This window comes from Lysinibacillus sp. S1 (genome assembly GCF_044986265.1).
Classification (GTDB): Bacteria; Bacillota; Bacilli; order Bacillales_A; family Planococcaceae; genus Lysinibacillus; species Lysinibacillus capsici.
Map to the genome: position 1 here is coordinate 3,344,538 of NZ_CP173154.1, position 15,825 is coordinate 3,360,362.

Below are 15,825 nucleotides of genomic sequence, written 5' to 3' on the forward strand. Positions count from 1 at the left end.
TAAAAAATGTTCGCATTTTTGGATTGACGATAAGACAATCCCTTGTTAAAATGTGAGAAGGAAAAACAAATAGATCCCACATATATGCTAGAGGATTGGCTCTAGTGTCTCTACCCGGCACCGTAAATGCTGGACTATGCGGGAAAGCACTTTTGGCGTATGGTGAGAAGGTCTTTGTACAGCTATGTACATGGAGACGATCTTGTCCGAATAATCCTCAAGTAAACTGCTTTCACGTGTACTGGTAGAGAGTAGTTTATTTGGGGATTTTCTTTGTAAATAAGAATTGCAGTAGCTATTCAAAATAGAGGCTAGCACAATAAATAATTGATCATTTTTCTATCGTTTAAAAGGAGCGACAATTTATGAATCCGAAAATCGGTGTCATTATGGGTAGTTCAAGTGACTGGGAAACAATGAAACATGCATGTGATATTTTAGATGAATTACAAGTACCGTACGAAAAGAAAGTTGTATCTGCACATCGTACACCTGATTTAATGTTTGAATATGCAGAGGCAGCTCGCGAGCGAGGAATACAAGTAATTATTGCTGGAGCAGGCGGTGCTGCACATTTACCAGGAATGGTGGCAGCTAAAACAACATTACCTGTCATCGGTGTACCAGTTCAATCCCGCGCACTTAATGGACTTGATTCACTATTATCCATCGTTCAAATGCCTGGTGGCGTACCTGTAGCTACTGTAGCGATTGGCAAAGCAGGAGCGACTAATGCAGGGTTACTTGCAGCTCAAATTTTGTCAACAACAGATGCGGAGCTTGCTAATAAATTAGATGCTAGACGTGAAGCAACAAAGCAGCAAGTATTAGAAAGTACAGGTGACTTAGTGTGACGAAGATTATTTATCCTGGACAAACGATAGGCATTATAGGCGGAGGGCAACTTGGTCGAATGATGGCACTTGCTGCAAAGGAGTCAGGTTTTAAAGTGGCTGTTCTTGAACCAGCAATGGACTCACCTTGTGGGCAGGTTGCAGATATTCGCATTGTAGCTCCATATGATGATGAAGCTGCTTTAGAAGAACTTGCAGAAGTAAGTGATATTATCACATATGAATTTGAAAATATTGATTATGAAGGCTTAAAGCGTTTATCACAAATGGCTTATGTTCCTCAAGGAGCAGAGTTGGTACGTATTACACAAAACCGTATAACAGAGAAAGAAGCTATTGTGAAAGCTGGTTGCCCAGTAGCACCATATATTGTTGCAAAAACTTATGAAGAATTAGTAGCCAATATTGATTCGATTGGTTATCCTTGTATAGTCAAAACAGCAAGAGGTGGTTATGATGGCAAGGGACAGCAGCTTTTAAAATCAACTGAAGATTTGCCTTTAGCGAAAGAATTATTCACGCATTCGCAATGTATTGCAGAAGGATTTGTTCCTTTCGTAAAGGAAGTATCGGTCATTGTTCAAAGAAATGGTCATGGTGAATCGTATTGTCAGCCAGTTGGAGAGAACATTCATGTTCATCATATTCTTCACGAGACAATAGTACCTGCTCGCATAACTGAAAGCACAGCTCAAGCTGCAGAACGAGAAGCTTTGAAAATTGCAGATTATTTACATTTAGTAGGAACGCTAGCGGTAGAAATGTTTGTATTAGAAGATGGTAGTATTGTTATCAATGAATTAGCACCAAGACCTCATAATTCTGGTCACTATTCAATTGAAGCATGTAATGTTTCACAATTCCATCAGCATATTCGTGCTGTTTGTGGATGGCCGTTACGTAAGCCACAACTATGGGCACCATCCATTATGGTCAATGTATTAGGGCAGCATGTCGTGCCACTCAGTAACTCAATTGCTAAATATCCTGAATGGTCCATACATCTTTATGGGAAAGCTGAAGCTAAGGTCAACCGTAAAATGGGCCATGTGACGATTATGACAAAAGACTTAGAAGCTACACTACAACAAATCGAGAGTTCTGGCATTTGGTCAGAATAGAAGGAGATACGCGATGATTGAACGTTACACAAGACCCGAAATGGGCGCAATTTGGACAGAACAAAATAAATACCAAGCTTGGCTAGAGGTTGAAATTTTAGCTTGTGAAGCATGGGCAGAGTTAGGAGATATCCCTAAAGAGGATGTTGCTAAAATTCGCGAAAATGCTTCATTTGATGTGAATCGTATATTAGAAATTGAACAAGAAACTCGTCATGACGTTGTAGCCTTTACTCGTGCTGTTTCTGAAACACTTGGAGAAGAGCGCAAATGGGTACATTATGGTTTAACTTCTACGGACGTAGTAGATACAGCACTTTCTTATTTAATCAAACAAGCAAATGATATTTTACGAAAAGATATAGTAAATTTCATTGATATTATTGCTACTAAGGCAAAAGAACATAAACATACAGTTATGATGGGACGCACACATGGTGTTCATGCTGAACCAACAACTTTCGGTTTGAAACTTGGTTTATGGTATGAGGAAATGAAGCGTAACCTTGAACGTTTTGAAGCAGCTGCCAAAGTAATTGAAACAGGAAAAATGTCTGGAGCTGTTGGAACATATGCCAATATCGATCCTCGTGTTGAGCAATATGTTTGCGATAAATTAGGACTTGCAGCATCACCGATCTCCACACAAACTTTACAGCGTGATCGCCATGCTCAGTATTTAGGTGCATTAGCTTTAATCGCTACTTCAATTGAAAAATTCGCAACAGAAATTCGTGGACTACAGAAATCTGAAACACGTGAAGTGGAGGAAGCTTTTGCAAAAGGACAAAAAGGATCATCTGCAATGCCACATAAGCGTAATCCAATCGGTTCTGAAAACATGGTTGGTATGTCTCGTTTAATGCGAGGTTATATGGTGACTGCTTATGAAAATGTAGCTTTATGGCATGAGCGTGATATTTCACATTCATCTGCAGAGCGTGTTATTTTACCGGATGCAACAATTACTCTTAACTATATGCTAAATCGCTTCGGTAATATTGTGAAAAACTTAACAGTATTCCCTGAGAACATGAAACGTAATATGGATCGTACATTTGGTCTTATTTATTCTCAACGCATCTTACTAGCATTGATTGATAAAGGACTAGTACGTGAAGAAGCTTATGATACAGTACAACCTTTAGCAATGCAGGCTTGGGACGAGCAAGTTCAGTTCCGTACATTAGTCGATGCAAGTGAAAAAATCACATCTTATTTAACAAAAGAAGAGTTGGATGATTGTTTTGATTACAACTACCACTTACAGCATGTTGATATGATTTTTGAACGACTAGGACTTAACTAATATTTATTTAGCCATCTAATAATAAATGTTAGAGCCACCAGTAAAAGTTTCAGAGTTGAATCGTAGAGATACGGTTCAATTCTGAACATTATTACAAGCGTATCTCATAATATCAGGGGGAAAACGAAATGACTAAAGGTCAACTTTTGTATGAAGGTAAAGCAAAAAAATTGTTCACAACAGAGGAGCCAAATGTGCTACTTGTTGAGTACAAGGATAGTGCAACAGCATTCAATGGTGAAAAGAAAGAGGAAATTGAAGGTAAGGGCATTTTAAATAATCGCATTACTTCATTAATTTTCGAAAAATTACAAGCTAACGGAATTGCGTCACATTTCGTAAAACGATTATCCGATACACAACAACTTGTAAAAAAAGTAGAAATTATTCCGATTGAGGTAGTTGTTCGTAATATTGCTGCTGGAAGTTTAGCAAAGCGTCTAGGTCTTGAAGAAGGGACACCTTTAAAACGACCAATCGTTGAATTTTATTATAAAGACGATGATTTAGGCGACCCACTTATTACGACAGAACATATTGATGTTCTTGAACTTGCCACACCAACTGAAGTAACAGCTATTTATGATGGTGCATTAGCCGTTAACAAAGTGCTACAGCCGATCTTTGCAGATGTCAATGTGACATTGATTGATTTTAAATTAGAGTTCGGCCGTGATATGGATGGTCATGTATTATTGGCAGATGAAATTTCACCAGATACATGCCGACTTTGGGATGCAACAACGAAGCAAAAGTTAGACAAAGATGTTTTTCGTCGTGACCTTGGTAATTTAACTGAAGTTTATACTATTATACTTTCTAGACTCGGAGGCAAATAACAATGAAAAAAGTAAAAATCTATGTAACATTACGTGAGAGTATTCTTGATCCTCAAGGCTCTGCAGTACAAGGTTCTTTAGCTAAGATGGGCTACGGTGAAGTAGAAGATTTACGTATCGGTAAATATCTTGAACTATCAATTAAAGATTCAGAACGTGACATTGATACTCTAGTAAAAGAAATGTGTGAAAAGGTTTTAACGAACGTTGTAATTGAAGACTACCGTTACGAAGTCGAGGAGGCTATTTAATCATGAAATTCGCAGTACTCGTATTCCCTGGGTCAAACTGTGACATCGATATGTATCATGCGATTAAAGACGAGCTAGGTGAAGAAGTAGAATATGTATGGCATACAGCAACAGATCTAAGTGGTTTTGATGGTGTATTAGTACCTGGAGGATTCTCCTATGGGGATTATCTTCGTTGTGGTGCAATGGCTAATCAATCTAACATTATGACAGAAGTTAAGAAGGCAGCAGATGCTGGTAAACCTGTATTAGGTGTATGTAATGGCTTCCAAATCCTAACGGAAGCAGGTTTATTGCCAGGAGCTTTATTGCGCAATAAAAACTTAAAATTTATGTGCCGTACAGTGCAGCTTAAAGTTGAAAACAACAATACATTATTCACAAATCAATATGAGCAAGGTCAAATCATCAATATTCCAATCGCACATGGTGAAGGTAACTACTACTGTGACGAGGAAACTTTACAATCACTAAAAGATAATAATCAAATCGTATTCACATACTCAGGTGACAATCCAAACGGTTCTTTAGAAGATATCGCAGGGATTATAAACGAGCGCGGCAATGTATTAGGGATGATGCCACACCCAGAGCGAGCTGTTGATGCACTGGTGGGCGGCGCAGACGGTCTAGCAGTATTTAAATCAATCGTGAAGCAGTGGAGGGAAAATCATGTCAACAACTAAGTTTGAGCCAACAGCACAGCAGATTAAAGATGAGAAGCTATACGCTGGAATGGGGATGTCAGACGAAGAATTTGCAATGGTAGAAGGTATTTTAGGACGTCTACCTAACTGGACAGAGACAGGTCTTTTCTCAGTAATGTGGTCTGAACACTGCTCGTACAAAAATTCAAAGCCAGTACTACGTAAATTCCCTACTAAAGGGCCACAGGTATTACAAGGACCAGGTGAAGGTGCAGGTATTGTTGATATTGGTGACGAACAAGCAGTAGTGTTTAAAATGGAATCGCATAACCATCCATCTGCAATAGAACCTTATCAAGGGGCTGCAACGGGTGTCGGTGGTATTATCCGTGACGTTTTCTCAATGGGTGCACGTCCAATCGCTATGTTAAACTCATTACGCTTTGGTGAATTAAAGTCAGCACGTGGTAAATATCTATTTGAAGAAGTAGTAGCGGGAATCGCAGGATATGGTAACTGTATCGGAATCCCAACAGTAGGTGGCGAAATTCAATTTGATCCTTGCTATGAAGGTAATCCTCTAGTGAATGCTATGTGTGTCGGTTTAATTGATCATAAAGATATTCAACGAGGCATTGCTGCTGGTGTAGGTAATACAGTGATGTATGTTGGAGCAAAAACAGGCCGTGATGGTATTCATGGTGCAACATTCGCCTCTGAGGAATTAACTGAGGAATCAGAAAACCAACGTCCAGCGGTACAAGTTGGAGATCCATTTATGGAGAAGCTTTTACTTGAAGCTTGTTTAGAGGTTGTAAAATCGGATGCTCTAGTTGGTATTCAAGATATGGGTGCAGCTGGTCTTACTTCTTCTTCAGCAGAAATGGCTTCAAAGGCTGGTTCTGGTGTAGAAATGAACTTAGACTTAGTGCCTCAGCGTGAAACAGGAATGTCAGCGTATGAAATGATGTTGTCTGAGTCTCAAGAACGTATGCTTTTAGTTGTGAAAAAAGGTCGCGAAGATGAAATTAAAGCGATTTTCGATAAATACGATTTAGATGCAGTAGCGATTGGTCGCGTTACAGATGATAAAATGCTTCGTCTGCTACACAAAGGACAAGTAGTTGCAGAGGTACCTGCAGACGCATTAGCAGAAGATGCACCTGTTTATCATAAACCATCTGCAGAACCTGCATACTATGCTCAGTTCCAAGCAATCGAAAACACTGAACCTGCTGTGACTGATTACAAAGAAACACTCATTGCTTTATTAAAAGCACCGACAATTGCTTCTAAAGAATGGGTATACGATCAATATGATTACCAGGTACGTACATCAACAGTTGTTAAACCAGGCTCTGACGCTGCTGTTATTCGAGTACGTGGCACAAATAAAGGGTTGGCAATGACAACAGACTGTAACTCACGTTATATCTATTTAGATCCAGAAGTGGGTGGTGCTATCGCAGTAGCCGAAGCAGCTCGTAATATCGTGGCAACTGGTGGCACGCCACTTGCGATTACAGACTGCTTAAACTTCGGTAATCCAGAGAAACCAGAAATCTTCTGGCAAATTGAAAAATCTGCAGATGGTATTTCGGCAGCTTGTACGGCATTAAATGCTCCAGTAATCGGAGGTAACGTTTCTCTTTATAATGAGCGTTCAGGCGAAGCGGTGTATCCAACGCCAACAATTGGTATGGTTGGTCTTATTGAAGACTTAGCACATGTAACGACACAGGATGTAAAGGCAGCAGGAGATCTTGTCTTTGTTATTGGTGAGACAAAAACAGAATTTGGCGGTTCAGAGCTTCAAAAACTTTTAAATAATGGTGTTATTTCAGGGAAAGCGCCAGCTATTGATTTAGAGGTTGAAGCGACACGTCAGCAAGCTTTATTAAAGGCGATTAAAGCAGGCCTTGTTCAATCTGCGCATGATGTAGCAGAGGGAGGTCTAGCTGTGGCGATTGCTGAAACAACATTTGGCGCTAACGGTCTTGGTGTGGATGTAACATTAACAGGCTCTGCAACAACTGCGCTATTCAGTGAGAGTCAATCTCGTTTTGTTGTTACAGTTAAAGAAGAAAACGCTGCAGCATTTGTAGAAATCATGAAAGATGCTCAAAAAATTGGTGTCGTAACAAACGATGCACTTGTGAAAATCAACGGGGACAAAGGTGTGCTTGTAGAAGGTACAGTGGAGGAATTCCGTTCTAATTGGAAAGGAGCAATCCCATGCTTGCTGAACTCAGAGGCTTAAACGAAGAATGTGGGGTGTTTGGTATTTGGGGTAACCCAAGTCCAGCGCACCTTAGCTATTACGGGCTTCATGCTCTTCAACACCGTGGACAAGAAGGCGCTGGAATTGTCGTTTCAGACGGACAGCATCTTCGCGCGGTGAAAGGCGAAGGACTAGTTAATGATGTTTTCAACGAAGATAAATTAAAAGCAGTGAACGGCAAAGCAGCTATTGCGCATGTTCGTTATACGACTGCTGGTGGTGGCGGTATTGAAAATGTACAGCCATTATTATTCCACTCCTCAACTGGTAGCCTTTCAATTGCCCATAACGGTAACTTAGTCAATGCGACACATTTAAAGCAATATCTAGAGCGACAAGGTAGCATTTTCCACTCTAGCTCTGATACAGAAGTGTTGGCGCATCTTATTAAGAAAAGTTCACATTCACCATTCCGTGCGAAGGTGAAAAATGCCCTATCTCTTTTAAAGGGTGCCTATTCTTTCTTAATTATGACAAAGGATGAAATGCTTGTTGCACGTGATCCACATGGTTTACGTCCATTATCTCTTGGAAAGCTAGGAGATGGATGGGTGGTAGCTTCTGAAACTTGTGCATTCGATTTAATTGGTGCAGAATTCGTTCGTTCGGTAGAACCAGGTGAATTAATCATTATTAATGATGAGGGCGTAAAATCAGATCGTTTTGCTGATATGGATAAACGTTCGATGTGTGCGATGGAATATGTTTATTTAGCACGTCCTGATTCGGATATTGATGGTATTAACGTTCATATGGCACGAAAACGTATGGGTAAACAGCTTGCTCGTGAGTGTGCGCATATTGAAGCAGATGTTGTAACAGGTGTTCCTGATTCAAGTATTTCCGCAGCGATTGGTTTTGCAGAAGAAAGTGGAATCCCTTATGAATTAGGTCTTATTAAAAACCGTTATGTTGGTCGTACGTTTATTCAGCCGACACAGGAGCTACGTGAACGTGGTGTGAAAATGAAACTTTCACCTGTTGTTCAAGTCGTAAAAGGAAAAAAAGTAGTAATGGTTGATGATTCTATCGTTCGTGGTACAACATCTCGTCGCATTGTCAAAATGCTAAAAGATGCTGGCGCAGCGGAAGTTCATGTTGTGATTTCATCACCGCCGATGACAAACCCTTGTTATTATGGCATTGATACATCAACGCATGAAGAACTAATTGCTTCTAGTCATAATGTAGATGAAATTCGTGAAGCAATTGGTGCAGATTCTCTGACATTCCTTTCTGTTGAGGGGATGGTAGAAACAATTGCACGACCATACGAAGATGAAAACCGAGGACTTTGTCTTGCATGCTTTACAGGCAAATATCCAACAGAGATTTTCCCGGATACGATTTTGCCACATGAAAAAGAATTATTACGTTAAGAACAACATCGCAACAAATTAGTGTCTTACAGTCATTTCTATCTAGGAAACTTAGGCGACTTGGATGATAAGGAGGAACTCTGCGTGTCAAAGGCATATGAACAAGCAGGTGTAAATATTGAAGCGGGCTATGAAGCCGTAAAACGAATGAAGTCTCATGTTGAACGTACGAACCGTCTAGGTGTAATGGGGACATTTGGTGGTTTTGGTGGCATGTTTGACTTGTCAGAACTGAATCTTAAAGAACCTGTTCTTATTTCGGGGACAGATGGTGTTGGAACAAAGCTAAAGCTAGCCTTCATGGTAGACAAGCACGATACAATCGGTGTGGACTGTGTAGCAATGTGTGTAAATGATATTGTTGCTCAAGGAGCAGAACCGCTGTACTTTTTAGATTACGTAGCTCTTGGAAAAGCAGAGCCTGCAAAAATCGAACAAATTGTCAAAGGTGTTGCAGATGGCTGTGTGCAATCAGGTGCGGCTCTAATAGGTGGAGAAACTGCGGAAATGCCTGGTCTTTATGAAGAAGATGAATATGATCTAGCTGGCTTTGCAGTAGGCGCGTGTGAAAAGTCTGCCATCGTGACAGGTGAAGAAATCGTAGAAGGCGATGTACTTATTGGAATTGCATCAAGTGGTGTACATTCAAACGGTTATTCTTTAGTGCGTAAAATTGTCTTTGCAGATCATCAATATGCTGTGGATGCTATTGTAGAAGGCTATGAAGATCTAGGCCCAATCGGTGAGGCGCTTCTAGTGCCAACAAAGCTATATGCTAAACCTGTGCTAGCAGCTTTAAAGGCAGCAGATGTACATGGCTGTGCACATGTTACAGGTGGCGGTTTCTATGAAAATCTACCACGCATGATGCCAGAGGGACTAGCAACGGAAATCGACTTAGGTTCTTGGCCTGTATTACGTATCTTTGAATTCCTAAAAGAGAAAGGTCAGCTAGAAGATAAAGATTTATATAATGTGTTTAACATGGGTATTGGCTTTGTAATAGCTGTGCCAGAAACTGAAGCTGATAAAGTAATCGCTGCAGTTGAAGCAAATGGTGAAAAGGCTTATACAATCGGACGTGTTATTAAAGGTGACGGAGTAGTATTTAATGGCTCACATGATGGGAGTTTAGTGTAATGACTGCACCAACAAAAATAGCCGTGTTCGCGTCAGGTAGCGGTAGCAATTTTCAAGCCATTCAAGAGGCCATTGAACGTGGTGAACTCCATGCAAAGGTCGCACTAGTGGTCACAGATAAGCCTGGAGCATTTGTAGTAACACGTGCTGAAAACTTTGGGATTCCAGTGTTAGCATTGAATCCAAAAGAGTTTGTCTCAAAGTCAGCATATGAGACAGCTATTATCGAAGCTTTACATGAGTGCGATGTGAAATGGATTGTGCTTGCTGGGTATATGCGTTTAATCAGTGACGTATTATTAGCAGCCTTTCCACAGCGAATTGTTAATATTCACCCGTCCCTATTGCCTGCCTTTCCTGGAAAGGACGCTATTGGACAAGCCATTAATCATGGTGTGAAAATAACAGGTGTAACAGTGCATTTTGTTGATGAAGGAATGGATACTGGACCAATTATCGCTCAGGCAGCGGTACCTGTCATTGAAGGAAATCGCGAGGCAACAGAAGCTGAAATTCATAAACAAGAGCATTTATTATATACAAAGGCATTACAGCAATTATTACAGTAACTGAAGAGGGAGTTAGGTCGAGAATCCTACTCAACAAGTAAGACCTAACTCTATTAATCTATTGAAGCAAGTCAGTCGTGGACAGCACGATAAAAATTAGGAGGATATTGTTGTGACAAAACGTGCATTAATCAGTGTTTCCAATAAAGATGGTATTTTAGAATTTGCAAAGGAATTAGTAGCATTAGGTTATGAAATTTTATCAACTGGCGGTACAAAAAAAATGTTACAGGATAATGCGGTAGCTGTAACAGCAGTAGATGAAGTAACGAAGTTTCCTGAAATTTTAGATGGTCGTGTGAAAACTTTAAATCCAATGATTCACGGTGGTCTATTAGGAAAGTTTGATGATGTCTCTCATCAAGCACAGATGAATGAGCATGGAATTGAACCAATTGAAATTGTTTGTGTGAATCTCTATCCGTTTGTTGAAACAATTTCAAAGCCTAATGTAACTTGGGATGATGCAATTGAAAACATTGATATCGGTGGTCCAACAATGTTACGTTCTGCTGCAAAAAACCATCAATATGTAACAGTAATCGTGGACAGCAATGACTATGCAACAGTATTAGAGGAACTTAAAGCAGACGGTGCCACAACAATTGAAACACGTCGTAAACTAGCTGCGAAAGTTTTCCGTCACACAGCCGCATATGATTCTTATATTTCGAACTACCTGACTGAAGAAGAGTTCCCAGAGAGCTTAACGATGACATATGAATTAAAGCAAAATTTACGCTATGGCGAAAACCCTCACCAAAAAGCGGCCTTCTACCAAAAGCGTCTTGGCTCTGACTTTTCATTAGCTTATGCTACACAATTACATGGTAAAGAGTTATCCTACAATAATATTCAAGATGGTAATGCAGCATTGCAAATTGTAAAAGAATTTGAAATGCCAGCTGCTGCAGCGGTGAAACATATGAATCCATGTGGTGTTGGCACTGGTGTCACGTTAGAGGCAGCATTCGATAAAGCATATGAAGCAGATCCAACATCTATTTTTGGCGGTATTATCGCATTAAATATGGAAGTGGATGCAGCAACTGCTGAGAAGCTAAGTCATATTTTCCTAGAGATTATTATTGCACCTGCTTTCTCACAAGAAGCATTAGATATTTTAACGAAAAAGAAAAATATCCGCTTACTAACAATTCCTTTCGAGCAAGCGAAACAAGATTCATTCAATGTAGTATCAGTTGAGGGTGGCCTTCTTGTACAGGAGCCAGATCGTTATGGCTTTGGCAATGCGGATATTAAAGTGGTGACAGATCGTGAACCAACAGAGCAAGAATGGGAAGCATTGCAACTTGGTTGGTCTGTTGTCAAACATGTGAAATCCAATGCGATTGTTGTAACAGATTCTCAAATGACACTTGGGGTTGGTGCAGGGCAAATGAATCGTGTAGGTGCAGCTAAAATTGCCTTTGAACAAGCTGGAGAAAAAGCGAAAGGTGCTGCATTAGCATCAGATGCATTTTTCCCAATGAGCGATACTGTGGAGGCGGCAGCCGCTGCAGGGATTACAGCAATTATTCAACCAGGTGGTTCCATTAAAGATCAAGATTCCATTGATAAAGCAAATGAATACGGCATTGCGATGGTATTCACAGGCGTACGTCATTTTAAACATTAATTGTAGAATTATATAGAAATCTAAACAGACCGAGATGTTGGTTCATCTCGGTTTTACTTACAAAGAGGAGGATTCTCTAAAATGAATGTATTAGTAATCGGAAGCGGTGGCCGTGAGCACGCAATAGCTAAACAATTTAGCATCTCTCCATCAGTGAACAACGTATTCGTAGCGCCAGGAAATGATGGGATGCGAGGCGAAGTAGAAGTTGTTGCTATTGATACAATGGATTTCGCAGGTCTCGCTCAATTTGCCAAGGAAAATGATATTGCATTAACATTTGTTGGCCCAGAACAGCCGCTTGCTGAAGGCATTGTCGATTTCTTTACAGCTAGAGGTTTACGTATTTTTGGTCCTACAAAAGTTGCTGCTCAAATAGAAAGCAGTAAATCCTATGCGAAAGAAATTATGAATAAATACAATATTCCTACAGCAGCACATGAAACATTTACTGAAGCAGAAAAAGCAATAGTCTATATTAAAGAACAAGGTGCGCCTATTGTCATTAAGGCTGATGGTTTAGCGGCTGGTAAGGGTGTCGTTGTGGCAATGACAGAGGAAGAAGCGATTGAAGCTGTAGAGGATATGATTGGAAACCAACGTTTTGGTGAATCCTCTTCACGTGTTGTCGTTGAGGAATTTTTAGACGGTGAAGAATTCTCCTTTATGTCTTTTGTGCACAAAGGACAAATTTATCCGATGGTTATTGCACAAGATCATAAACGAGCTTATGACGGTGATAAAGGACCAAACACAGGAGGTATGGGTGCTTATTCACCAGTACCACAAATCCCACAAGAGGTAATAGATATTGCATTTCAAACTATTGTAGAACCAACTGTTAAAGGGATGGAGGCAGATGGTGCTTCCTTTACAGGTATTTTATACGCAGGGTTAATTTTAACAAAGAAAGGTCCTCAGGTCATAGAGTTTAATGCCCGTTTTGGTGATCCTGAAACTCAAGTTGTATTGCCACGTATGGTTTCAGATTTTGGTGCATTTATGATGGCGTTAATGGATGAACAGCCTTTTGATTTACAATGGTCAGAAGAAGCAATGCTTGGTGTAGTCATTGCAGCAGAGGGTTACCCAGGAGACGTTGAAAAAGGTAAGGTATTACCGAATTTAGAGGCAATTTCGACATCACATGCAGTTTTCCATGCAGGTACAAAATTAGTAGACGGTCAATTCGTTGGTAATGGAGGACGTGTACTGTTAGTTGGTGCAAAAGCAGCTACTTTACAAGAAGCACAGGAAAAGGTTTATGAAGGTATTGCAACGGAAACATGGGATCACTTTTTCTTCCGTAAAGATATTGGCTGGCGTACGTTTAAGTAATTATTATTTTCACTAAATATTTTTTATCGTCTTTTGAAACCTCTTGTTGTTTCAAAACGTAAGAGGTAAGAGCCGTCTCAATAATAGATTGGGACGGCTCCTTTGACTAAGAAGGATTCTGAGCTTTATTCGTTGAAGAATCGCTACTATTTGAGGAATTTTGGGTTGAAGTGCTGGTGTTAGATTGTTTTGAAGCAGTAGCTTGTGAACCTGAAGAATTACCAGCTATAGCAGAGGAAAAATCCTTCATGAGCTTATCGATTTGTTCAGTAGACATAGAATTTTGCCCGCTGAACATACTTTGCATAGAGGTGTTCATGGCATTCTGCATATTGGAGCTTAAAACTGCTTTCGTTGGACAATATTTAAAAAGTCCCTCAGCCATTTTCATGGCACCTAATGCAATCATTAATCGACCTTTTGTACAATTAGGATTTCTAGAAACTTTAGCGATACCAAATGCGGTTAAACTTGTCCCCATGGCAAAACGACAAAATGCATTCTTTTCGCTTAAATTTGCTTGCTGCATCATCATTACTTCCTCCTTTAGTCATTGTGGAAAAAATAAGCGAGGTGCACTTTGCTTTATGAAAGTGCTGTGTTACGATTGAAACAAGATGATTGCATAAAGCATAATTTTTATGAAAATATGCGATTATGCAGTAGTAGTATGTGATTTCAAGTTGGATTTACACAATGAAAAATTACGTAATTTAGGAAGGAGCGAATAGCATGGATCCAGTATGGAAAATAACAAAAATACGTCAACAATTAGCAGTAATCGATGGGAAAAAGGCACCAGATATCGTGCTGAAGAATGCACGTTATTTGCATAGTATGTTAAAGCAATTCATAGTAGGGAACATTTGGATTTTGGGAGATCGCATTGTCTATGCTGGTGACAGAATGCCTCCTTTATTAGAAGGAACAGAAGTGGTGGATTGTACAGGAAAAACAATCGTACCTGGCTATATTGAGCCACATGTACACCCATTCCAGCTTTATCATCCACAGTCATTTGCAGATTTTTGTGGTCAGCTTGGGACAACAACTTTTATTTCGGATAATTTAAGCTTTGTTTTAAATTTAGAAAATAAGAAAGCGTTTTCAATTTTAGAGAGTTTGAAAAAGCTACCTTTTTCTTTTTATTGGTGGACTCGCTTTGACTCACAAACTGAATTGGAGCAAGAAGAAGAGGTTTTCTCTAATACTTCTATATTAGAGTGGTTAGAGCGAAGTGATGTCTTACTTGGTGGAGAGTTGACAGGCTGGCCTAAGCTGTTGCATGGCGACGATCAAATGCTTTATCGTATGCAAATGGCTAAGGGACTGGGAAAAAAAATTGAAGGTCATTTCCCTGGAGCTTCAGAAAGAACATTGGCACGAATGAAACTGCTCGGTGCTGATGGTGATCATGAGGCAATGACAGTAGAAGAGGTAGAGCGTCGTATTATGCAGGGCTATGCTGTAACTTTACGTCATTCTTCCATACGACCAGATTTACCACATCTACTAAAAGGAATAGTAGAAAAAGAGCTTCCAATCTTTGATCATTTAATGATGACAACAGACGGTTCAACTCCTTCATTCCATGAGGATGGTGTGATGGATAAATGCATTCAAGTAGCTTTAGATGCAGGGGTATCTCCTATTGATGCTTATCAAATGGCTTCCTATAATGTAGCACGTTATTACAACATGTCTAATTTACATGGTTTTATCGCAACAGGGCGTTTTGCTTCACTCAATATTTTACAAGATGAATATCATCCTGTTCCAGAAAGTGTTTTATCAAAGGGTGTCTGGTTGAAGCGTAATGGAGATCGTGTGCATAGAATGGCGACAATTGATTATTCTGCCATCCCAGCTTTAGATTTAGATTTCTCATTAGATTCACAGGATTTCCAGTTTTCTATGCCGTTTGGGATTCAATTAGTTAATGATGTGATTACAAAGCCTTATAATTCTTTAATTACGAAAGAAGGGCCATTGGCAAATCATGATGAGTGTTATTTAATGCTCATTAACCGAAAAGGCAACTGGCATGTAAATACAATGATTAAAGGATTTGCAACAGATGTCCAAGGCTTTGCATCCTCTTATTCCAACACGGGTGACATATTGTTAATTGGAAAAAATAAAGACGATATGATTAAAGCCTTCGAAGAAATGAAGGCAATGAATGGTGGTATTGTTCTCGTCGAAAAAGGTGAAGTTATAGCGGATATACCATTAACAATTGGTGGGCTTTTATATGATGGAGATGTATTCACTTTAACAGAGAAAGAAAAGGCTTTAAAACAAGCTTTAGCAGATAGAGGCTATCAATTAGGAGATGCCATTTATACATTATTATTTTTACAATCTACTCATTTACCATATATTCGTATAACACCACAAGGAATTTTCGATGTGATGAAGAATAAGTTATTATTACCTGCTGTTATGCGCTAATTCA

Annotated in this window: 14 protein-coding genes and 1 riboswitch; of the genes, 13 read left to right on the forward strand and 1 reads right to left on the reverse strand. The window is 39.6% G+C overall.

The genetic code is table 11. The features are described 5' to 3' along the window. Positions 1–58 precede the first annotated feature (58 nt). A riboswitch (purine riboswitch) is annotated at positions 59–157 on the forward strand. Between the two features lie 208 nt (positions 158–365). The 12 genes from purE (at position 366) to purD (ending at position 13,367) form a co-directional block, all read left to right on the forward strand. Then, the gene (gene purE, locus ACHZEU_RS16615) at positions 366–854 is read left to right on the forward strand and encodes a 5-(carboxyamino)imidazole ribonucleotide mutase (protein WP_004225751.1); all 489 of its coding nucleotides are present in this window, start codon (positions 366–368) and stop codon (positions 852–854) included. Continuing rightward, positions 851–1,975 carry a 5-(carboxyamino)imidazole ribonucleotide synthase gene (purK, locus tag ACHZEU_RS16620; protein WP_004225748.1) on the forward strand — a complete coding sequence of 375 codons (1,125 nt, stop codon included), beginning with the start codon at positions 851–853 and terminating at the stop codon, positions 1,973–1,975. The genes purE and purK overlap by 4 nt, the downstream gene beginning before the upstream one ends. Positions 1,976–1,988: 13 nt before the next feature. Next, positions 1,989–3,284, forward strand: a complete 1,296-nt coding sequence (gene purB, locus ACHZEU_RS16625) for an adenylosuccinate lyase (RefSeq protein ID WP_004225746.1) — start codon at positions 1,989–1,991, stop codon at positions 3,282–3,284. A 128-nt stretch (positions 3,285–3,412) separates the two neighbouring features. Further along, complete coding sequence (gene purC, locus ACHZEU_RS16630) at positions 3,413–4,123, forward strand: phosphoribosylaminoimidazolesuccinocarboxamide synthase (protein ID WP_048394896.1); 711 nt, start codon at positions 3,413–3,415, stop codon at positions 4,121–4,123. A 2-nt stretch (positions 4,124–4,125) separates the two neighbouring features. Next, positions 4,126–4,374, forward strand: coding sequence for a phosphoribosylformylglycinamidine synthase subunit PurS (gene purS / locus ACHZEU_RS16635; RefSeq protein ID WP_004225741.1), 249 nt, complete (start codon positions 4,126–4,128; stop codon positions 4,372–4,374). A 2-nt stretch (positions 4,375–4,376) separates the two neighbouring features. Beyond that, positions 4,377–5,060 carry a phosphoribosylformylglycinamidine synthase subunit PurQ gene (gene purQ, locus ACHZEU_RS16640; RefSeq protein ID WP_048394895.1) on the forward strand — a complete coding sequence of 228 codons (684 nt, stop codon included), beginning with the start codon at positions 4,377–4,379 and terminating at the stop codon, positions 5,058–5,060. Beyond that, positions 5,047–7,281: a phosphoribosylformylglycinamidine synthase subunit PurL gene (gene purL / locus ACHZEU_RS16645; protein WP_048394894.1), complete on the forward strand. Its 2,235-nt coding sequence runs from the start codon at positions 5,047–5,049 to the stop codon at positions 7,279–7,281. Before purQ ends, purL begins: the two co-directional genes overlap by 14 nt. Then, positions 7,257–8,681: an amidophosphoribosyltransferase gene (gene purF / locus ACHZEU_RS16650; protein ID WP_048394893.1), complete on the forward strand. Its 1,425-nt coding sequence runs from the start codon at positions 7,257–7,259 to the stop codon at positions 8,679–8,681. The genes purL and purF overlap by 25 nt, the downstream gene beginning before the upstream one ends. An 84-nt stretch (positions 8,682–8,765) precedes the next feature. Beyond that, positions 8,766–9,821: a phosphoribosylformylglycinamidine cyclo-ligase gene (gene purM / locus ACHZEU_RS16655; RefSeq protein WP_048394892.1), complete on the forward strand. Its 1,056-nt coding sequence runs from the start codon at positions 8,766–8,768 to the stop codon at positions 9,819–9,821. Further along, entirely contained in the window at positions 9,821–10,390 is a 570-nt protein-coding gene (gene purN / locus ACHZEU_RS16660) for a phosphoribosylglycinamide formyltransferase (protein ID WP_004225729.1), read from the forward strand. Before purM ends, purN begins: the two co-directional genes overlap by 1 nt. A gap of 112 nt (positions 10,391–10,502) precedes the next feature. Next, the gene (purH, locus tag ACHZEU_RS16665) at positions 10,503–12,029 is read left to right on the forward strand and encodes a bifunctional phosphoribosylaminoimidazolecarboxamide formyltransferase/IMP cyclohydrolase (RefSeq protein ID WP_048394891.1); all 1,527 of its coding nucleotides are present in this window, start codon (positions 10,503–10,505) and stop codon (positions 12,027–12,029) included. 81 nt (positions 12,030–12,110) lie between these two features. Beyond that, complete coding sequence (gene purD / locus ACHZEU_RS16670; RefSeq protein ID WP_048394889.1) at positions 12,111–13,367, forward strand: phosphoribosylamine--glycine ligase; 1,257 nt, start codon at positions 12,111–12,113, stop codon at positions 13,365–13,367. Positions 13,368–13,473: 106 nt separating this feature from the next. On the opposite strand, the gene ACHZEU_RS16675 is transcribed toward purD, so the two are convergent. Next, positions 13,474–13,899 carry a YgaP-like transmembrane domain gene (locus tag ACHZEU_RS16675; RefSeq protein WP_053075731.1) on the reverse strand — a complete coding sequence of 142 codons (426 nt, stop codon included), beginning with the start codon at positions 13,897–13,899 and terminating at the stop codon, positions 13,474–13,476. Between the two features lie 200 nt (positions 13,900–14,099). On the opposite strand from ACHZEU_RS16675, the gene ACHZEU_RS16680 reads away from it, so the two are divergent. Then, on the forward strand, positions 14,100–15,821 hold the full coding sequence (locus ACHZEU_RS16680) for an adenine deaminase C-terminal domain-containing protein (protein WP_054548980.1): 1,722 nt from the start codon (positions 14,100–14,102) through the stop codon (positions 15,819–15,821). Positions 15,822–15,825 lie beyond the last annotated feature (4 nt).